Genomic DNA, 19,614 nt, shown 5'->3' on the forward strand with positions numbered 1-19,614 from the left:
CATTATCCCGGATACGAAGAAAATTTGTGGCATGGCGCCGCAGCGCCTTGCGCTCTCCCTGCCTCTTACTCTCCCTGCCTCTTATTCCACGAAGCGCAGGATGCCGCGCAGCGCGTGGGCGATGGCCTGCTCGCGCACCGCCTGGCGGTCGCCCTGGAACACCAGGCGTTCGGTGTGGACATGGTCGCCGCGCGCCCAACCGAAGCACACGGTGCCGATCGGCTTGCCGGGCACGGCGCCGGTCGGGCCGGCGATGCCGGTAGTCGAGACGCCGATGTCGGCATTGCTGTTGGCCACGGCGCCCGCGGCCATCGCGGCGGCCACCTCTTCGCTGACCGCGCCGAACTGGGCGATCACGGCGTCGGGCACGTCCAGCATCTCGTTCTTGGCCGTGTTCGAATAGGTCACGAAGCCGCAGTCGAACCAGTCGCCCGAGCCGGGGATGGCGGTGAGCGTATAGGCGATGCCGCCGCCGGTGCAGGATTCGGCGGCGGCCAGCATCAGTTTTCTGGGGCCGATGGTGTCGCTGACTTTCTGGGCAAGGTCGATGAGTTCGTTCGTCACGTGGGTCTCCTTTGGAAGCCGCCGGCCGGGCGAGTGCCACGTCGGGAAACCGGTCGGACTGCCTTCATTCTAGCGCGCTGCGCGGGCGCACGGTGGGCGAACGACAGGTCAACGTTTCAAAAATTGCTACCCAAACCGCAGGCGAACGTTTACAGTGCCAGCCGCATTCTCATCCTGGCCCGGCGTGATAAATGTTTCGTGCGACACACAGCACAGGCGTGCTGCTATGCTGGGATGACCAATTTCTCGTCTTTGTTAGAACTTTTACATGCCGCGCATGCTTTTCCATGAGCGGTCCGTGGAGGAAGCATGAGCCGCCAGCGCTCTATCCGCAAGAAGCTGGTGGCGGTGGTGATGACGACTACGTTCGTCGCGCTGCTGGTCTCGATCGCCGTCGTGATCGCCTATGACCTGCGCAGCTACCATCGCGCCCTGGTGAACGACCTCTCGACCCAGGCCGAACTGGTCGGCCACATGACGTCCGCCGCGCTGAGCTTCGACGACCCGCGCCTGGCCAACGAGAACCTGGCCCTGCTGCGCACCAGTCCCCTGGTGCGCGCCGCCGCCATCTACGATGCGAAAGGCGCGCTGTTCGCCTCCTACGCCGCCCCCGGCGAACCCCGCAATATTTCCCAGCGCCTGGACGCGGCCGTGGTGTCCGGGGACGCCACCGACGACCTGGTGGTGCGCCAGCCCATCGTCGAGAATGGCGACACGGTCGGCACCGTCGTGCTGCGCGCCGAGAATCGCCTGCTGGCGCGCACCATCGACTATCTCGCGATCGCAGCCGGGGTGACCCTGCTGGCGATGGCGATCGCCTATCTCTTGACGCGGCGCCTGGGACGCGTGATCACGGCGCCGATCGTGGCCGTCACCGAGATCGCGCGCGAGGTGGTGGCCACGCGCGACTATTCGCGCCGCGCGCCGCGCATCGGCGACGACGAGGCGGCCGAGCTGGCCGATTCCTTCAACGCCATGCTGACCGAGATCGAGGGCCGCACCCGCGAGCTCGAGGATTCGCACAGCACCACCCTGCGCGAAGCCCAGCAGCGCACGCGCGCGCAGCAGGAAGTGATGCGCCTGAACGAGCAGCTGGAGCACAGAGTCGACGAGCGCACCCTGCAGCTGGCGCTGGCCAACGCCGAACTGGCCAACGCCAACGAGGAGGCCAGGAGCGCCAACCAGGCCAAGTCGGCCTTCCTGTCCTCGATGAGCCATGAGCTGCGCACCCCGCTCAACGCGATCCTCGGCTTCGCCCAGATCCTGACCTCCGACACGCTGCCATCGACCCTGGAGCAGAAGAAGGAATTCGCGAACCACATTCTCAAGTCGGGCCGCCACCTGCTTACCCTGATCAACGAGATCCTCGACCTGGCCAAGGTAGAATCGGGCACCATCACGCTGTCGATGGAACCGGTGGCCCTGACCGACATCCTGCTCGAGGTGCGCACCATGATCGAGCCGATCGCCGCCACGCGCAAGGTGCGGGTGCTGTTCCCGGCGATCGACGGGGCGGTGGTGATGGCCGACCGCACGCGCCTGAAACAGGTGCTGCTCAACCTGTTGTCGAACGCCGTCAAGTACAACCGCGAGGAGGGCGCGGTGGTGGTCAGCTGCGAGCAGACCGCGCCAGAACGCCTGCGGCTGTCGGTGCAGGACACTGGGCAGGGCTTGAACCCGGAGCAGCTGGCCAACCTGTTCCAGCCCTTCAACCGCCTGGGCCAGGAAGCCGGCGCCCAGGAGGGTACCGGCATCGGCCTGGTGGTGACCAAGCGCCTGGTGGAATTGATGGGCGGCGAGATCGGCGTCACCAGCAGCCCCGGCGTGGGCAGCGTGTTCTGGATCGAGCTGGCCAGCACCACGCCGCTGGCCTCGGCGCTGCCCGAGGGCGGTCCCGAGGCCGCGAGCGCGCCGAGCGACTTGCCCGACGAGGGCGAGCCGCACCTGGTGCTGTACGTCGAGGACAACCCGGCCAACCTGCGCCTGGTGGAAGAAATCGTCGCCTTCCGGCGCGACTTGCGCCTGCTGTCGGCGCCCGACGGCCACCTCGGCCTGCAGCTGGCCAAGGCGCACCTCCCGGAAGCCATCCTGATGGACCTGAACCTGCCGGGCATGAGCGGCTTCGAGGTGCTGCGCCAGTTGCGCGCCGATCCCGAGACCACCTGGATTCCGGTCATCGCGCTGACGGCCAACGCCATGCCGCGCGATATCGAACGCGGCCTGGCGGCGGGCTTCCACCGCTATCTGACCAAGCCGATCGACATCGACAAGTTCACCGAAGCGATCAACAGCACGCTGGCGAAGCAGCCCGGGACGGGCGGGCCAGGCGAAAGGAAGGCTAGATGATTTCCCTGTCCGACATCCGGCGCGCGCGCATCCTCGTCGTCGACGACGAGCCGGTGAACGTGCAGCTGCTCGAATACCTGCTCAAGACCACCGGCTACGAGAACGTCAGTTCCACCTACGATCCGCGCCAGGTGGTGGCGCTGCACCTCAAGCACCGCTTCGACCTGATCATCCTCGACCTGCACATGCCGGGCATGGACGGCTTCGACGTGATGGAAGCCCTGAAGCCGCTGGAAAGCGATTCGTGGCTGCCGGTGCTGGTGGTGACGGCCGAGCCGGATAAAAAGCTGGCAGCGCTCGAGGCGGGCGCGCGCGACTTCATCGGCAAGCCTTTCGACACGGTCGAGGTGATGACCCGCATCCGCAACCTGCTCGAAGTGCGCCTGCTGCACCGCGAGTCGCTCGACTACGGCAGCCAGCTGGAGCGACAGGTGCGCGAGCGCACCGCCGAACTGGCGCGCTTTCGCGGCGCGATGGACGCCACGCCCGACGCCCTGTTCCTGATCGACACCGCCAGCATGGCCATGGTCGACGTCTCGGAAGGCGCCTGCCGCATGCTGGGCTTTTCGCGCGACGCGCTGCTGCGCATCGACCCGGTGGCGCTGGGCCTGGCCACGCGCACCCAGCTCGAGCGCCTGCTGGGCGGCGGCGCCGCGCACGATCGCGAGTCCGAGTCCGAGGCCGACATCGTCGAGACCGAACTGCTGCGCGCCGGCGGCGAAGGCTCGGTGGCGGTCGAGATCAGCTGGAAGCTGCAGGAACAGGACCTCGAGCACCCTGCGCAGCGCATGCTGATCGCGGTGGCGCGCGACATCAGCGAGCGCCTGCAGGCCCAGGAAAACCTGCGCCATGCGGCCAGCTACGACGCCCTGACCGGCCTGCCGAACCGCACCCTGTTCTTCGACAACCTGCGCGACACCATCGAGCTGGCCCAGGACAAGAACTGGCGCGTGGCGGTCCTGTGCATCACGCTCGACCGCTTCAAGGTGATCAACGACACGCTCGGCACGCGCGGCGGCGACGAGCTGCTGCGCCAGTTCAGCACGCGCCTGGTGCGCTGCGTGAAGGTGCGCGATTCGGTCGGGCGCCTGGGCGGCGACGAGTTCGCGCTGATCCTCACCATGCCGCGCGAGCAGCAGGACGCGGTGAACATGGCCAACGACGTGCGCGATTCCCTGCGCGTGCCGTTCGACCTGCACGGCCAGCAGGCCGCGCTGACGGCCAGCATCGGCATCGCCATGTACCCGGACGACACGGTCGAGCCGGGCGCGCTGGTCAAGTACGCCGATACCGCCATGGTGCGCGCCAAGGAGGCCGGCCGCGACGGCTACCGCTTCTTCACCGCCGGCATGAACGTGCAGGTGCTGGCGCGCCTGGACCTCGAACTGGCCCTGCGCGGCGCGCTCGAAGACGCCCAGTTCGTGCTGCACTACCAGCCCAAGCTGGAGCTCAACACCGGCCGCATCGCCGGCACCGAGGCGCTGCTGCGCTGGCACCGTCCCGGCTACGGCCTGGTGTATCCGGCCGAATTCGTGCCGATCATGGAAGAGACGGGCCTGGTGGTGCGGGTCGGCGACTGGATCATCGACGAGGCCTGCCGCCAGATCGCGGCCTGGAACGCGGACGGGGTGCGCGACGTGCGGGTGGCGGTGAACGTGTCGAGCCGCCAGTTCGTCGAAGGCGACCTGGAAGGCGTGATCCGCGACGCGTTGGCGCGCCACGACGTCGAACCGGGGCTGCTGGAACTGGAGCTGACCGAGAGCGCGCTGATGCAGAACGCCGAGCACACCACCGAGGTGCTCACGCGCCTGAAGGCGCTCGGGATCCGGATCGCGATCGACGATTTCGGCACCGGCTACTCGAGCCTGGCCTACCTGAAGCGCTTCCCGATCGACAAGCTCAAGATCGACATCGCCTTCGTGCGCGACATCGTCAACAACCCGGACGACGCCGCCATCGCGCTGGCCATCATCAGCATGGCGCACAGCCTGCACATGCAGGTGATCGCCGAGGGCGTCGAGACGCGCGCCCAGATGGCCTACCTGCGGCGCCACCGTTGCGACCAGATCCAGGGGTTTTATTTTTCGCGCGCGCTGCCGGCCGACCAGCTGGCCGAGATGGTGGTGTCCAACCGCGCCAAGCCCGAAGAAAAGCAGACCGACGATAACAAGGTGCAGACCCTGCTCATCGTCGACGACGACCCGAACGTGCTCACCGCGCTGCACCGCCTGTTCCGGCGCGACGGCTACCGCGTGCTGACCGCGTCCTCGCCGGCCGAGGGTTTCGAATTGCTGGCGCTGTACCGGGTGCACGTGATCCTGTGCGACCAGCGCATGCCGGTGATGAGCGGGACCGAGTTCCTCAGCAAGGTCAAGGAAATGTATCCCGAGACCATCCGCATCATCCTGTCGGGTTATACCGGGGTGGAATCGGTGCTCGATTCGATCAACCGCGGCGCGATCTACCGCTTCTACACCAAGCCATGGGACGACCAGCAGCTGCGCGACAATATCCGCCTCGCGTTCCGGCATTACTGGATGACGTACGGGCCCTATGACGATCGCAAGGCGCCGCGCGGCGAGGACGCGAAGGGGGAAGCAGCGGCCTAGCGGCCGCCATGCCGTTTGCCGCTAGCAGCTCGCCGCACCGGCGCCAGCCGGTACCCGGCTGGGCGCGCCGCCGACGCCCAGGCCAGGAGGCGGCCTTCACTTCTCGCCTAGAAAGACGACAAGTTCGTCATACCCGCCGATGCGCTGCCCGTCAATATAGGTCTGCGGTGTCGTCTGCACGCCTTCTTCCTCCATGAAGGCGTCCACTTCGCTTCGGGTAGTCAATTGATGATCGTCGACCTGGTAACCCGCCCGTTCCAGTAACTCGAGCGACTTGATCCCGAATGGGCAAATATGTTCCGGCGTAACCATGCGGTGCAGCAGTGCTTGCCTCGATTCCATTGAAATGTTACTCCTTTAAATTGCATGGCAAAGTTGCAGGTTGCAACGTCATGAGCGCTGACGTCGTCACTCGCAGAGTAGGCCGATGGTATGGGCTACGCCGTGCGTCAACGCACGCACGGCCGTCATCGGCCGGTTCATCCTGGCGCGCGTGAAGCGGCATCTGTGCGCCGGCGCCAGCGCCGCGGGCGGTTCAGCCGTCGGTCGAGCGGGTCACGGCCTCCCAGGCATCGATCTCGGCCAGCCGTTCGGCGAGGGCGGCGCGCACCAGCGCCAGCGCATCGCTGCCGAGCAGCAGGTGTGCCGGCGGCCGCTCGCTCTCGACCAGGTGCAGGATGGCCTGGGCCGCCCTGGCGGGATCGCCGGGCTGCTTGCCGCTTTTCTCGATGCGCGCGCGCCGCACCGGTTCGAAGCTGGCGTCGTAGTCGCCGATCGCGCGCGGGCTGCGCACCATCGAACGCCCGGCCCAGTCGGTGCGGAAGGAGCCCGGCGCGACGGCCGTGACTGCGATATTGAACGGCGCCAGTTCCTTGCTCAAGGTGTCCGAGACGCCCTCCAGCGCGAACTTGCTGCCGCAGTAATAGGCGATGCCCGGCATCGTGATGGTGCCGCCCATCGAGGTGATGTTGACGATGTGTCCCTGGCGGCGCCGGCGCATGCCGGGCACCACGGCCTTGATCACGGCCACCGCGCCGAACACGTTGACGTCGAACTGGCGGCGCATCTCGTCCAGCGGCGATTCTTCCAGCACGCCCTCATGGCCATAGCCGGCGTTATTGACCAGCACGTCGATCGGCCCCAAGTCGCGCTCGACGCGGGCCACGACCGCCTCGATGGCGGCGCTGTCGGTCACGTCCAGCAGTTGCGGATGCGCGCGCGCCGGATCGAGGGCCGCGAAGGCCGCGGCCTGCTCCGCGCCGCGCAGCGTGCCGGCCACGCGGTGGCCAGCCGTGAGCGCGGCCTGCGCCAGCGCGCGCCCGAATCCGCTGCTGACGCCGGTGATGAAGAATAGCTTGCCCATATGTCCTCCTTGTTTGCGATGACTGGCATGATATTCTTCAGCCTCAGGCCGTTAACGCCTGAAACGGTCGATTTCTAGCCTGATCCTATGAGTACCCACGAACAAACCGTCGAACTGCTGGCCGCCCTGTCGCCGCTGGAAGGCTATAACCTGACGCCGCTGCCGGACGTCCGGCTGCTGCGTTCCGACCGCCCGCTGGCGCGCACGCCGGTGCTGTACGATCCCGGCATCGTGATCGTGTGCCAGGGCAGCAAGCAGGGGTATTTCGGCGGCGAGGTGTATCGCTACGACGCCCAGCACTACCTGGCGGTGGCGGTGCCGGTGCCGTTCACCATGGAGACCCAGGCCAGCGCCGCCGAGCCGCTGCTGGCCATCTACCTGCACCTGGATCTCGAACTGGCGGCCGACGTCCTGCTGCAGGTCCAGCAGCATGGCGGCCTGGCCGAGGCGGGCGCGAAAAGCATGGTGTCGACGCCGGTCGACGCGGCCTTCGCTGCGACCGTGCTGCGCCTGGTGCAGGCGCTGGCCGACCCGATGGCGTCGGCGGTGCTGGGACGGGGATTGCTGCGCGAGCTGTATTACCGCGTGCTGACCGGGGAGCAGGGCGGCGCCATGCGCGCGGCGCTCGCCCGACAGGGAAAGTTCGGCCAGATCTTCAAGACGCTGCGGCGCATCCATGGGGCATACCGCGAGCCGCTGACGGTGGAACAGCTGGCGCTGGACGCCGCCATGAGCGTGCCGACCTACCACCATCACTTCAAGGCGGTCACCGGCACCACGCCGATCCAGTATCTGAAATCGATCCGGCTCCACCAGGCGCGGCTGCTCATGGTGCGCAACGACCGCAGCGCGGCGGTCGTGGCATCGGAGGTGGGCTATGAAAGCGCCTCGCAATTCGGACGCGAGTTCAAGCGCCTGTTCGGCCTGAGTCCGGCGCAGGAAGCCAGGCGCATGCGTTCCAGCTTCGCGCTGCCGCCGCAGGCCAATCCGGCGTTCGTGTCATCGCATTGAGATCACGCGGATGTTGGAGACCTTGCATGCATCGCACCCGGTCCCGCCGCCCTGAGATCACCTGGCGACCGTCACCGTGCAGAATCTGAACGGGTATGGCGCCGTGCCGGCTGTTGCCAAATAGGTTTTGCAAGCGCCATCGTCGACCGCCAGGCCGTATTGCGCCAGCGTTTGCCTGGTGGCCTGCATGCGGGCGCGATCCTGTTCTGGCAGGTCGGCGACGTAGCGTTGCTGCAGATCCAGCGTGCAGGCGCGTCCCGGTTCGTCGACCAGGCGCACGTCGACATGGAAGCGGCCGCGCCGTGTCAGGCGCTCCAGGCGCGCACAACCGGCCGCGTCGCCGGTCAGTCCAAGTGCATCGACCAGCGCGCGCTTGCGTTGCAGGCTGTTTTCCTTTTCGCTCCGGGCGGCTGCCAGCATCACGTAATGAGGTCCTGTCCGCTCGGCGACGGCGGCGTGGACGCGCTCGAGCCAGGCCGGCGACTCGGGGAAGCCGCCAGCCAGCGCAATTACGCGCACCTCGTGCGGGAAGAATGTGGCCAACCACCCCATTGGCGGATCGCCGTGGGCGGTGAACACGATCGTATCGGCCGGACTGGCGAGCGGAGGCACGCTGGCGCTGAAGTTCGGCGAAGCCCAGCCGGCGTGGCCCCAGGAGACGAAAGGAAACACGGCCAGCGTGGTCGCGGCCAGCAGCCAGCCGCCGATACGCGCGGCGCGGGCGGCCGAGAACATGCGCTCTGCCAGGATCCACACCATCAGCGGCGCCAGCAGCTCGAGCGGCACCAGATACCGATAGATGCCGAACAGCTTGACCCACAGCAAATAGGCGATCAGGCCGAAGAGCAGCAGGCCGCAGGCGCGCGTCGACAGCACTGAAGCGGCACTGCCGGGGCCAGCCGCAGCCAAGAGGCGGCCGCGCAGCCAGCTGACGACGAAGAGCAGCCCCATGGCATACAGCAGCGGAATCACGGCGATCTTGAGGGGGATTTCCGATACGCGTGCGACTTGCGCCATGAACACGAAGGGCCAGAACAGCGCTTCGAGTATATTGTGCGGCATGTGGGAATTGTCGATCACGCCCAACTGCTGGGCTAAGGGACTCTTGAAGATATTATTGAACTGCGGGAACAGCGGATTGCCAAAGCGCTCCCACATCTCGAGCCACCAGTAGCCGCCGCTCGCAAGCATGCCGGCCAGGACGCCGCAGCCCTGCACGAAGGCGAACCCGATACGTGCCGGCCAGGAAGCTGGCGCCACGAGCAGCGCCAGGCACAGCGCGACTGCGTACGGAGCGTTGGTCAGCTTCAGACCTGTCCCCAGGCCCATGAGCAGACCGGATGCCAGCAGCACCCCGGCCGCGCGGACCGACGCCTTGTGCAGGCCATCCCAGCCGCGCATGATCACATGGAGCGCGCCCAGCACCAGCAGCGCGGTCAGGTTGTCGCCCATGGTGTTACCGACCTGCGACAGGAAGCCGGCGCCGCAAACGCCGGCTCCGGCCAGCAGAAGCGGCAAGCGTGCGCGGTCGGCGCGGTCACCGATCACGACACGTGCGATGGCCAGCAGCAAGATGAAGTTCAGGCCGTGTACACAGCCCATCAGAAAGCCGACCAGCGGACCAGGCAGGTTCGTGCTCAGCACATAGTAGGGAACGTCGATCAGTGGATTGAAGTAGCTCTGGAATTGGGCCGGCGCCATGTCGAGGTCGATCCTGCCGTTAAGCAGCGCATGGGCGTTGTACCAGTGGTAGTTGCGCAAGTCCCAGTTTTCGTCCTGACCAAGGTAGACCGAAACCAGGCCGAACAGCACCGGTACGATCCAGGCCGCGGCGACAGGCGCACCTGGCCGCGCCAGCGCCGCGGTACGGCTCCGGAACCAGGTTTCGAGCCTGGTGACTACATTATTTGGAAAACGCATGCGATTTTCTTGGGGAGGTGAGGAACTGCGGCGGACGCAAGCCGCGGGATTCAGTCTTCCCGGGCTGGGTCGAAGGCGGCGACCGCCAGGTAGCGAAAGCGCTTCTGCTCGATCCGCGATTTGGTGACGGCGTCGAGGATGATGCCGCAAGCGAGCAGGATGACGCCGAACAGCATGAGCGCGGTGCACAGCAATGCGGTCGGCAGGCGCGGCACCAGGCCGGTCTCCAGGAAAGTGACGAAGATGGGAATCGCCATCTGCACGGAGGCCAGTGCGCAGACGAAGAAGGCGATCGAATAGAAGCCGAGCGGCTTTTCGGACTTGAACAGGCGAAGAATCGTCAGCAGGATGCGCACGCCGTCTCGGTACGTGTTGAGCTTGCTGACCGAGCCGTCGGGGCGCGCCCCGTAGACGGTTTCGACTTCGGCCACCGGCATGCGCAGCTCTAGCGCGTGCACGGTAAGCTCGGTCTCGATTTCGAAGCCCGAAGAATGCGCGGCGAACGATTTGACATAGCGGCGCGAGAACACGCGGTAACCTGACAGGATGTCGGTGAAGGTGCGGCCGAAGATCAGCGACAGGAAGCCGGTCAGCATGCTGTTGCCGAAACGGTGGCCGAACCGGTAGGCAGCCTGCTCGGTGCTGACGCGGCTGCCGACCACCATGTCGAGGCCTTCTTCCAGGAGTTTCTCTACGAGCCGCGGCGCCGCCTTGGTGTCATAGGTGCCGTCACCGTCGACCATGATGTAGGCATCGGCTTCGACATCCGCAAACATCCGCCGCACCACGCTGCCCTTGCCCTGAATCGTGACCCGGCGCACGCTTGCGCCGGCGCTGCGCGCGATATCGGCGGTATTGTCAGTGGAATTGTTGTCGAAGACATATACCTGCGCCTCAGGGAGGCAGCGGTTGAAGTCGTTGATCAACTGGGCAATAGTGAGCGCTTCGTTATAGCAGGGGATGACGACGGCGACGCGCGGCGCGTTGCGCTGGATCCCCGCGTCGGTCGCGCCCGTCGGGTTGGCTGAGGAGTTCATGAGACACGGCTCGGCAATTGCTAAGCCAGTCATTATATCTTTCTTGGTTGCACGTTAACACATTATCGGGATCATATATTGGTGTGTTGCCGCATTCCGGCTCAGGGGACGACTGTCACGGGGCAGAACCGGTAGGGCAGCGAGGCCGTCCCGATGGTGGCAGCGTACTTCCTGCAGGCGCCGTCGTCGATGCGCAAGCGGTAGCGTGCCAATTGTTCTCTGGCCGCCAGCATGCGCAGGCGATCATCTTCCGCGATGGCCCGCCTATCGTGCAGGTTGCCTTCGGGCAAAGTCGAGAGGATCACGTAATGCGGCCCCGGACGCGCGGCCGCGGCTGCCCGGATGCGCTCGAGCCAGGCCGGTGACTCCGGGAAGGCGCCCGTCACCGAGATCACGCGCACCTGCGGCGGGAAGAACGTCGTCAGCCAGCCCACTGGCGGGTCTCCATGCGCGGTGAAGACGATCGTGTTGGCGGGAGACGCCAGGGGTGGCACCTGGGCGCCGATATTGGGCGAACCCCATTCGGCATGGCCCCAAGTCACGAAGGGGAGGACGGCGAGGGACGTGGCAAGCAGCAGCCAGCCGCCGACGCGCGCTGCCGTAAGCGACGGCATCAGGTGCTGGAGCAGGATCCACACCATGAGCGGCGCCAGCAGTTCGAGCGGCACCAGGTAGCGGTAGATGCCGAACAGCTTCATCCAGGCCAGATAGGCCACCAGGCCGAACACCAGGAGGAATCGCGCGCGCTCCGGCATTGGCGCGTGCGGCCGCCGCCCGGCAATCCGGCCCAGCAGCCAGGCGGCGGCGCATGCCAGCGCGAGGGCGTACAGGAGCGGGACGATCACCAGCCTGAGCGGAAGCTCCGATACGCGCGCGACGTCGATGGCGAACACCAATGGCCAGAACAGGGTCTCAAGCATGCCTTGAGGTGTGTGCTGGTTGTCGATCACCCCCATTTGCTGCGCCAACGGACTGCGAAAAATATTATTAAATTGTGGGAACAGGGGATTGCCGAAGCGTTCCCACATCGTCATCCACCAATATCCAGCGCCGAGCAGGAGGCCGGCCAGCACAGCGCAACCGTGGGTGACCGCCAGCGCAAACCGCTGCCGCCAGGAGGCCGGCACCGTCAGCAGGGCAATACACAACGCCGCGGCATAGGGCGCATTGGTCAGCTTCAGCCCCGTTCCGAAGCCCATCAGCAAGCCCGAAACCACGATCCAACCGACTGTTCGACGCGTAGCCACATGCAGCCCGTTCCAGCCGCGCAGTACGAGCAGCAGCGAGGACAACACCAGCAGCGCGGTCAGGTTGTCCCCCATGGTATTGCCCAGTTGCGACAGGAAAGCGGGGCCGCATGCGCCCGCGACCGCAAGCAGCAGGGGAAGGCGCATGCCGCCGCCGCGTGCCGGCAGGATGCGATGCGCGATGGCCATCACCAGCACGACATTCAGGCCGTGCGCATACCCCATCAGGAATCCGACCAGGGGGCCGGGCAGCGTGATACTCAGCAAGTAGTAGGGGACGTCGATCAGCGGATTGAAATAGCTTTGCCACTGGCCCGGGGCCATGTCGAGGTCGAGCCGCCCGTTAAGAAGAGCATAAGGGTTATACCAGTGGTAGTTTTTCAGGTCCCAGTTACTGTCCTGCCCCAAGGCCATCGACAACAGGCCGAACAGGACTGGTGCGATCCAGGCCATGGCCAGGGCCACTCGCGGTTGCGCTAGCAAATTGGCGAAACGGGCGAACCAGGGTTCCGCCAGGGCGATCGGGTTCTTCAGGATATGCATGGACGCTCTCGAGGGTGGGGCTCACCTGTGCATCATAAAACTCACCTGCCAATCATAAAACTTTCTTGGTGGCAGGAAAGCCTGTTGTTCAGTCCGTATGGAGAGATGACTCACCCTGCCACAAAATGATCCCAGCCCGCTAGCGACAGGTCTAGCCGCTCGCCATGTGCATTGACCAGGCGCAGGCCGGGGACGGCGTCGATCGTGCCGACCCGGGTGACTGGCGTGGAGGCCTGCGCCGCCGCTTCCAGTACCGCCGCGCGTTGTGACATCGGCGCCGTGAAGCACAATTCGTAATCGTCGCCGCCGGCCGCCGTGAAGCGGCGCCGTAGCGCGAGGTCTTGCCGCGCCAGCGCCGGGCCGCCCGGCAGCGCGTCGACGTCGAGCGTGGCGCCGACGCTTGACGCCGCCAGGATGTGCCCCAGGTCGCCGACCAGGCCGTCCGAGATGTCGAGCGCGGCGTGTGCGATCGGCACCGCCGCCAGCGCCAGGCCCAGGGCCACGCGCGGCGTGGGCATGTGCAGCCTCGGCGCGGCTTGCGCCTGTGCCTCAGGGGTGAGCTCGACCTCTTTCCAGCAGCCGGCCAGCGCCAGGCGCGCATCGCCCAGCGTGCCCGAGATCCAGATGTCGTCACCCGGTTTGGCCGCGGCGCGCCGCAGCGCATGGCCGGGAGATAGTTCTCCGAACACGGTGATGCAGATATTCAGCGGCCCCTTGGTGGTGTCGCCGCCGATCAGCTCACAGCCATGCTCGTCGGCCAGCGCGAACAGTCCGCGCGAGAAACCGTCGAGCCATGCCTCGTCGGCCCGCGGCAGCGCCAGGGCCAAGGTAAAGGCGATGGGCCGCGCGCCCATCGCGGCCAGGTCCGACAGGTTCACGGCCAGGGCCTTGTGGCCCAGCATGAAAGGATCGGCGCCGGCGAAGAAATGGCGGTCTTCGACCAGCATGTCGGACGAGATCGCGATCTGGCGGCCAGGGGCTGGAGAGAGCAGGGCGCAGTCGTCGCCGATGCCGAGCCCGACATCAGGGCGGCCGGGGCGCTCGCGCTTGAAATAACGCTTGATGAGGTCGAATTCGGAAAGCATGGGGCGATTGTACCGCCCTCCGTTGGCCTGCCAGGATTTGCTGCAACCTCACATAAGAGTGGTGAAAATACGTAGCCATTGACAACATCCTGTCTGATAGAATCGAAAGTCCCGTTTTGCTTCAGGAAGGCTGCCCAGCATGGATTCGTCATCTGACAAAAAAGAAGAATTACGTCAGCAACTGCGTCAAGCAGCGCTCGAGTATCACCAGTTTCCCCGTCCCGGCAAGATCAGCGTGGCGCCCACCAAGGGCCTGCTGAACCAGCGCGACCTGGCCCTGGCCTATTCCCCGGGCGTGGCTGCGCCTTGCGAGGAAATCGTCAAGGATCCTGCCAACGCCTACAAATACACCGCGCGCGGCAACCTGGTCGCCGTGATCTCCAACGGCACCGCCGTGCTGGGCCTGGGCAATATCGGTCCGCTGGCGTCGAAGCCGGTCATGGAAGGCAAGGGCGTGCTGTTCAAGAAGTTCGCCGCGATCGACGTGTTCGACATCGAGATCAACGAGACCGATCCCGACAAGCTGGTCGACATCATCGCCGCGCTCGAGCCTACTTTTGGGGGCGTGAACCTGGAAGACATCAAGGCGCCCGAGTGCTTCGACATCGAGCGCCGGCTGCGCGAGCGCATGAAGATCCCGGTCTTCCACGACGACCAGCACGGCACCGCGATCATCGTCGGCGCCGCCATCCTGAACGGACTGAAAGTCGTCGGCAAGAACATCAAGGAATGCAAGCTGGTGGTCTCGGGCGCCGGCGCGGCCGCGCTGGCCTGCCTCGACCTGATCGTCGACCTGGGCTTCCCGATCGAGAACATCTTCGTCACCGACCTGGCCGGCGTGGTCTACAAGGGCCGTGTCGAGCTGATGGACCCGGACAAGGAGCGCTTCGCGCAGGACACGCCGCACCGTTCGCTGGCCGATGTCATCCCCGGCGCCGATATCTTCCTGGGCCTGTCCGCCGGCGGCGTGCTCAAGCAGGACATGGTCGCGCAGATGGGCCCGAGCCCGCTGATCCTGGCGCTGGCCAACCCGAACCCGGAAATCCTGCCGGAAGACGCGAAGGCGGTGCGCGGCGACGCCATCATCGCCACCGGCCGTTCGGACTACCCGAACCAGGTCAACAACGTCCTGTGCTTCCCCTATATGTTCCGCGGCGCCCTGGACTGCGGCGCGACCACCATCACGCGCGAGATGGAAATCGCCGTGGTGCACGCGATCGCCGACCTGGCCCACGCCGAGCAGTCGGACATCGTGGCCTCGGCCTACGGCATCTCGAACCTGTCCTTCGGTCCGGAATACCTGATCCCGATGCCGTTCGACCCGCGCCTCCTGACCCATATCGCGCCGGCCGTGGCCAAGGCCGCGATGGATGGCGGCGTCGCCACCCGTCCGATCGAGGACCTGGAAGCCTACGCCGAAACCCTGCAGCAGTTCGTGTACCGCAGCGGCACCTTCATGAAGCCGCTGTTCACGGTCGCCAAGAGCGCGCCGCCGGAGCTCAAGCGCATCGTGTACGCCGAGGGCGAGGACGAGCGCGTGCTGCGCGCGGTGCAGGTGGTGGTCGACGAAAAGCTGGCGCGCCCGATCCTGGTCGGCCGTCCGGCGGTGCTGGAGCAGCGCATCGAGAAATTCGGCCTGCGCCTCAAGCTGGGTGTGCACTTCGACGTCATCAACCCCGACTTCGACGAGCGCTACCGCGACTACTGGACGACCTATCACCAGATGGTGATGCGCAAGGGCGTGACGCAGGACCTGGCCAAGCTGGCCATGCGCCGCCGCCACACCCTGATCGGCGCCATGATGATCCACAAGGGCGAAGCCGACGGCATGATCTGCGGCACCTACGGCACCACCCAGATGCACCTGGACTTCATCGACCAGGTGCTGGGCAAGCGTCCCGGCGCCAACGTCTATGCGGCGATGAACTTCATCATCACGCCGGAACGCCAGCTGGCCATGGTCGATACCCACGTCAACGAGAATCCGAACGCCGAGCAGCTGGCCGAGATCACGATCATGGCGGCCGAGGAGATGGAGCGCTTCGGCATCAGCCCGCGTGCGGCCCTGCTGTCGCACTCGAACTTCGGCAGCGCCAATTCGGAGTCGGCGCAGAAGATGCGCGCCGCCCTGGCCCTGGTGCAGCAGAAGAAGCCGGAACTGGAAATCGACGGCGAGATGCACGGCGACGCCGCGCTCGACGCCAAGAACCGCGCCAAGATCATGCCGGAATCGACCCTGAAGGGCGACGCCAACCTGCTGGTGCTGCCGAACATCGATGCCGCCAATATCTCGTACAACCTGCTCAAGACGGCGGCCGGCAACGGCATCGCGATCGGGCCGGTCCTGCTCGGCTGCGCGCGTCCGGTCCACATCCTGACCCCGTCGGCGACGGTGCGCCGGATCGTCAATATGACGGCGCTGGCGGTGGTAGATGCTGTTTCCGAGCGGTAACTAATTAGCCGGTCTGTACTTGACGCCTGCCTCGCGCGCCTTGCGCCGGGGCAGGCGTTTTTGTTTTCACCTGTCTCCAGCTGTCGCCGTTTGTCGTCCTGCAAAGACACTGGTAACAAACCGTAAGCGACCGTCGGAGGGCGTCATTTTCGGGTCATAATGTTCAGATAGGTGTTGATTTAATTGCACACATTTCTGGTGTGCAATTAGGCAAACCGACCTCCTCTGTTACAATCCTTGCTTCATCGGGCTCGTCAGATAATACGTGGCGCCCGCAAGACCACCTCATACCCATCCAAGAACATGCAAAACAAACGAGCCCTCATCACCGGTATCACCGGCCAGGATGGCGCCTATTTGGCCCAGTTGCTCCTGGAAAAAGGCTATCACGTCACCGGCACCTACCGTCGTTCGAGCTCGGTCAATTTCTGGCGCATCGATGAACTCGGCATCACCTCGCATCCGAACCTGTCGCTCGTCGAATACGACCTGACCGACCTGGCCTCGAGCCTGCGCCTGATCGAAACGGCGCAACCGAGCGAGGTGTACAACCTGGCGGCGCAGAGCTTCGTCGGCGTGTCCTTCGACCAGCCGGTGACCACCGCCTCGATCACCGGCCTGGGGGCCGTCAACCTGCTCGAAGCCATCCGCATCGTCAATCCGAAGATCCGCTTCTACCAGGCGTCGACCTCGGAAATGTTCGGCAAGGTGCAGGCCATCCCGCAGAAGGAAGATACACCGTTCTACCCGCGCAGCCCGTATGGCGTAGCCAAGCTGTACGCGCACTGGATGACCATCAATTACCGCGAGTCGTATGACATCTTCGGTTCCTCGGGCATCCTGTTCAACCACGAATCGCCGCTGCGCGGCCGCGAGTTCGTGACCCGCAAGATCACCGATTCGGTGGCCAAGATCGTGCAAGGCAAGCTGGAACTGCTGGAGCTGGGCAATATGGACGCCAAGCGCGACTGGGGCTTCGCCAAGGAATATGTCGAAGGCATGTGGCGCATGCTGCAGGCCGACAAGCCGGACACCTATGTGCTGGCGACCAACCGCACCGAGACCGTGCGCGACTTCGTCACCATGGCCTTCAAGGCCGCCAACGTCACGCTGGACTGGAGCGGTTCGGGCGAGCAGGAAGTCGCCCACTGCAGCCAGAGCGGCAAGAAGCTGGTGGGTGTCTCGCCCAAGTTCTACCGTCCGGCCGAAGTGGACCTCCTGATCGGCGACCCCGAGAAAGCCAAGCGCGAGCTGGGCTGGGAGCCGAAGACCACGCTCGAAGAGCTGTGCCAGATGATGGTCGACGCCGACCTGCGTCGCAACGAACAGGGCTTCTCGTTCTGATATGACGCGCCTGGCCACGGATGACGTTTCCGCCCTCGCCAAGCAGGCGAGCGGGCGTGAAGGGGAGGGCCGCCGCGCCCTGATCACGGGTCTGCGCGGCTTCACCGGCCATTACCTGGCCTCAGCCCTCACGGCCGCGGGCTACCGCGTGTTCGGCACCGTCATGCCGGGCGAGGAAACCGGGCCCGATGTGTATGCGGTCGACCTGTGCGACCGCGATGCGGTGGCCACCATGGTCGCCGAGGTCAAGCCCGACGTCGTGGCCCACCTGGCCGGCATCGCCTTCGTGGGCCATGCCAACGTCGAGGCGATCTACCGCGTCAACGTGGTGGGCACGCGCAACCTGCTTGAAGCCCTGGCGGCCGGCGAGCATCGCCCCACCAGCGTGCTGCTGGCCTCGTCGGCGAATATCTACGGCAATGCCAACGTGCCGGTGATCGACGAAAGCGTGCCGCCCGCGCCGGCCAACGACTACGCGGTCAGCAAGCTGGCGATGGAATACATGGCGCGCCTGTGGATGGACAAGCTGCCGATCACGATCGTGCGGCCATTCAATTACACCGGCGTGGGCCAGGCCGAGAATTTCCTGCTGCCCAAGATCGTCAACCACTTCCGCCGCAACGAACAACGCATCGAACTGGGCAACCTCGCGATCGCGCGCGATTTCTCCGACGTGCGCATGGTGGTGCGCAGCTATCGCCGTCTGCTGGCGGCGGCGCCGGCCGGCGAAGCCTTCAATGTCTGCTCGGGCACCCCGCACTCGCTGTCGAGCGTCATCGAGACGATGGGCGAGATCGCCGGCTACCGTATCGACGTGCAGGTCAATCCCGCCTTCGTGCGCGCCAACGACGTGCTTCAACTGACTGGCAGCAATCGCAAGCTGGCCGCCGTGATCGGCGACCTGGCGCCGACCCCGCTGCACGAGACGCTGGACTGGATGTACAGGGCGTGAAACCCGCAGTCATCAAGGTCGGTCTGGGCACGACCATGGTCGAGCCCGGTTTGACTGGTGGCCGGCTGGACGGCATCGGCGTCTACACCCGGGCCTTGATGCAGCACTTGCCCGCAACGCTGTGCGAGGTGGCGCCGTTTTCCTGGCCCCGCCTGCGCCAGGGCGATGCGGGTATCTCCATCGGCCAGGCATTTCCCCAATCTTTTGAGACAGCGACCCTGATCGATCTGGTGACGCCGGGGCCCACCGTGTCCACATGCCGGCCGACATTTTCCACGTGACCGACTACCGCGTGGTGCGCATGGATTGCCCGGTGGTGGCCAGCCTGCACGATGCGTTGCCGATCAAGCACCCGGAATGGTGCAACCCGCGCCTGCGCAAGCTCAAGAACTGGCTGCAAGCCAGGGCGGCGCGCAAGGCCGACCACGTGATCGCGCTGTCGCACTTCGCCATCGAAGAACTGGTCGACTGCTTCGGCGTCGACGAGCGGCGCATCTCGGTGGTGCCTTGCGGCGTCGACGAGGAATGGCTCACCGCACCCGACCCGCGGTCAGTGGAGGCGACCCTGGACGCCTATGGCCTGGAGCCTGGCTATTTCTTCTTTGTTGGAACCCTGCAGCCGCGCAAGAACGTCGAGCGCCTGCTGGAAGCGTATCTCGCGCTGCCCGCGCCCTTGCGCCTTGAACGCGGCCTGGTGATCGTCGGCGCTCCCGGCGCGCGCAGCGAAGCCCTGGTGGCGTCGATCAAGGCGGCGCGGGCGGCGGGCGAGAACGTGGTCTGGCTGGATCGCCTGACCGACTATGGGCAATTGCGCGACCTGTATGCCGGCGCCGGCGTCTTCGTGTTTCCCTCCTTGTACGAGGGCTATGGCATTCCGGTACTGGAAGCCTTCGCCTCGAACGTGCCGGTGGTGGCCTCGAACACGACCTCGCTGCCGGAAGTCGCGGGCGACGCGGCGCTGCTGGTCGACCCGCTGTCGAGCGGCGCCATCGCCGACGCCATGCGGATACTGGCCACGGACGGTGTTGCGCGCGCGCGCTGTATCGCCGCCGGACGCGCCCGCGCCGAACAACTGACATGGCAAAACACCGCACGCCTGACGGCGGAGGTGTACCGTGCCGTCCTTTCGCAGTAAGCTGAG

General features: G+C 65.7%; 15 protein-coding genes. 8 read left to right on the forward strand and 7 right to left on the reverse strand.

What is annotated here, in order from left to right:
• Nucleotides 1-81 precede the first annotated feature (81 nt).
• Nucleotides 82-564: a CinA family protein gene (locus tag DIR46_RS16305; RefSeq protein ID WP_109346163.1), complete on the reverse strand. Its 483-nt coding sequence runs from the start codon at nucleotides 562-564 to the stop codon at nucleotides 82-84.
• A gap of 309 nt (nucleotides 565-873) precedes the next feature.
• Between DIR46_RS16305 and DIR46_RS16310 the strand changes: the two genes are divergently transcribed.
• On the forward strand, nucleotides 874-2,910 hold the full coding sequence (locus tag DIR46_RS16310) for a sensor histidine kinase, YfiR-like protein-associated (RefSeq protein ID WP_109346164.1): 2,037 nt from the start codon (nucleotides 874-876) through the stop codon (nucleotides 2,908-2,910).
• A complete protein-coding gene (locus DIR46_RS16315; protein WP_109346165.1) occupies nucleotides 2,907-5,519 on the forward strand; it encodes an EAL domain-containing protein in 2,613 nt (870 codons plus the stop codon). The genes DIR46_RS16310 and DIR46_RS16315 overlap by 4 nt, the downstream gene beginning before the upstream one ends.
• A 96-nt stretch (nucleotides 5,520-5,615) precedes the next feature.
• On the opposite strand, the gene DIR46_RS16320 is transcribed toward DIR46_RS16315, so the two are convergent.
• Together DIR46_RS16320 and DIR46_RS16325 are read right to left on the reverse strand one after the other, a co-directional pair.
• Nucleotides 5,616-5,861 carry a glutaredoxin domain-containing protein gene (locus DIR46_RS16320; protein WP_109346166.1) on the reverse strand — a complete coding sequence of 82 codons (246 nt, stop codon included), beginning with the start codon at nucleotides 5,859-5,861 and terminating at the stop codon, nucleotides 5,616-5,618.
• Nucleotides 5,862-6,054: 193 nt separating this feature from the next.
• Nucleotides 6,055-6,882 carry an oxidoreductase gene (locus DIR46_RS16325; protein ID WP_109346167.1) on the reverse strand — a complete coding sequence of 276 codons (828 nt, stop codon included), beginning with the start codon at nucleotides 6,880-6,882 and terminating at the stop codon, nucleotides 6,055-6,057.
• 87 nt (nucleotides 6,883-6,969) lie between these two features.
• Here DIR46_RS16325 and DIR46_RS16330 point away from each other — a divergent pair, with 87 nt between their 5' ends.
• Nucleotides 6,970-7,893, forward strand: a complete 924-nt coding sequence (locus tag DIR46_RS16330) for an AraC family transcriptional regulator (protein ID WP_109346168.1) — start codon at nucleotides 6,970-6,972, stop codon at nucleotides 7,891-7,893.
• 57 nt (nucleotides 7,894-7,950) lie between these two features.
• On the opposite strand, the gene DIR46_RS16335 is transcribed toward DIR46_RS16330, so the two are convergent.
• The 4 genes from DIR46_RS16335 to thiL form a co-directional block, all read right to left on the reverse strand.
• Nucleotides 7,951-9,813 (reverse strand): hypothetical protein, encoded by a 1,863-nt coding sequence (locus DIR46_RS16335; RefSeq protein ID WP_162819529.1) that lies wholly within the window; start codon nucleotides 9,811-9,813, stop codon nucleotides 7,951-7,953.
• Nucleotides 9,814-9,863: 50 nt separating this feature from the next.
• Nucleotides 9,864-10,850, reverse strand: coding sequence for a glycosyltransferase (locus tag DIR46_RS16340; protein WP_205288986.1), 987 nt, complete (start codon nucleotides 10,848-10,850; stop codon nucleotides 9,864-9,866).
• A 101-nt stretch (nucleotides 10,851-10,951) separates the two neighbouring features.
• Nucleotides 10,952-12,640 carry a hypothetical protein gene (locus tag DIR46_RS16345; protein WP_109346171.1) on the reverse strand — a complete coding sequence of 563 codons (1,689 nt, stop codon included), beginning with the start codon at nucleotides 12,638-12,640 and terminating at the stop codon, nucleotides 10,952-10,954.
• Nucleotides 12,641-12,750: 110 nt separating this feature from the next.
• Nucleotides 12,751-13,725, reverse strand: a complete 975-nt coding sequence (thiL, locus tag DIR46_RS16350) for a thiamine-phosphate kinase (protein WP_109346172.1) — start codon at nucleotides 13,723-13,725, stop codon at nucleotides 12,751-12,753.
• 139 nt (nucleotides 13,726-13,864) lie between these two features.
• On the opposite strand from thiL, the gene DIR46_RS16355 reads away from it, so the two are divergent.
• The 5 genes from DIR46_RS16355 (at nucleotide 13,865) to DIR46_RS16370 (ending at nucleotide 19,608) form a co-directional block, all read left to right on the forward strand.
• Nucleotides 13,865-16,177, forward strand: a complete 2,313-nt coding sequence (locus DIR46_RS16355) for an NADP-dependent malic enzyme (protein ID WP_109346173.1) — start codon at nucleotides 13,865-13,867, stop codon at nucleotides 16,175-16,177.
• A 303-nt stretch (nucleotides 16,178-16,480) separates the two neighbouring features.
• Entirely contained in the window at nucleotides 16,481-17,521 is a 1,041-nt protein-coding gene (gene gmd, locus DIR46_RS16360) for a GDP-mannose 4,6-dehydratase (protein WP_109346174.1), read from the forward strand.
• A gap of 1 nt (nucleotide 17,522) precedes the next feature.
• Complete coding sequence (locus tag DIR46_RS16365; RefSeq protein WP_109346175.1) at nucleotides 17,523-18,473, forward strand: GDP-mannose 4,6-dehydratase; 951 nt, start codon at nucleotides 17,523-17,525, stop codon at nucleotides 18,471-18,473.
• Nucleotides 18,470-18,754, forward strand: coding sequence for a hypothetical protein (locus DIR46_RS27320; RefSeq protein WP_229446279.1), 285 nt, complete (start codon nucleotides 18,470-18,472; stop codon nucleotides 18,752-18,754). Before DIR46_RS16365 ends, DIR46_RS27320 begins: the two co-directional genes overlap by 4 nt.
• On the forward strand, nucleotides 18,730-19,608 hold the full coding sequence (locus DIR46_RS16370; RefSeq protein ID WP_229446280.1) for a glycosyltransferase family 4 protein: 879 nt from the start codon (nucleotides 18,730-18,732) through the stop codon (nucleotides 19,606-19,608). Before DIR46_RS27320 ends, DIR46_RS16370 begins: the two co-directional genes overlap by 25 nt.
• Nucleotides 19,609-19,614 lie beyond the last annotated feature (6 nt).

This window comes from Massilia oculi (assembly GCF_003143515.1).
In the GTDB taxonomy this organism is placed as follows: domain Bacteria; phylum Pseudomonadota; class Gammaproteobacteria; order Burkholderiales; family Burkholderiaceae_D; genus Telluria; species Telluria oculi.

Coding starts and splice junctions, on each gene's coding strand:
- DIR46_RS16310 (WP_109346164.1), top strand. CDS start 874: ATGAGCCGCCAGCGCTCTATCCGCAAGAAGCTGGTGGCGGTGGTGATG.
- DIR46_RS16315 (WP_109346165.1), top strand. CDS start 2,907: ATGATTTCCCTGTCCGACATCCGGCGCGCGCGCATCCTCGTCGTCGAC.
- DIR46_RS16320 (WP_109346166.1), bottom strand. CDS start 5,861: ATGGAATCGAGGCAAGCACTGCTGCACCGCATGGTTACGCCGGAACAT.
- DIR46_RS16325 (WP_109346167.1), bottom strand. CDS start 6,882: ATGGGCAAGCTATTCTTCATCACCGGCGTCAGCAGCGGATTCGGGCGC.
- DIR46_RS16330 (WP_109346168.1), top strand. CDS start 6,970: ATGAGTACCCACGAACAAACCGTCGAACTGCTGGCCGCCCTGTCGCCG.
- DIR46_RS16335 (WP_162819529.1), bottom strand. CDS start 9,813: ATGCGTTTTCCAAATAATGTAGTCACCAGGCTCGAAACCTGGTTCCGG.
- DIR46_RS16340 (WP_205288986.1), bottom strand. CDS start 10,850: ATGAACTCCTCAGCCAACCCGACGGGCGCGACCGACGCGGGGATCCAG.
- DIR46_RS16345 (WP_109346171.1), bottom strand. CDS start 12,640: ATGCATATCCTGAAGAACCCGATCGCCCTGGCGGAACCCTGGTTCGCC.
- thiL (WP_109346172.1), bottom strand. CDS start 13,725: ATGCTTTCCGAATTCGACCTCATCAAGCGTTATTTCAAGCGCGAGCGC.
- DIR46_RS16355 (WP_109346173.1), top strand. CDS start 13,865: ATGGATTCGTCATCTGACAAAAAAGAAGAATTACGTCAGCAACTGCGT.
- gmd (WP_109346174.1), top strand. CDS start 16,481: ATGCAAAACAAACGAGCCCTCATCACCGGTATCACCGGCCAGGATGGC.
- DIR46_RS16365 (WP_109346175.1), top strand. CDS start 17,523: ATGACGCGCCTGGCCACGGATGACGTTTCCGCCCTCGCCAAGCAGGCG.
- DIR46_RS16370 (WP_229446280.1), top strand. CDS start 18,730: ATGCCGGCCGACATTTTCCACGTGACCGACTACCGCGTGGTGCGCATG.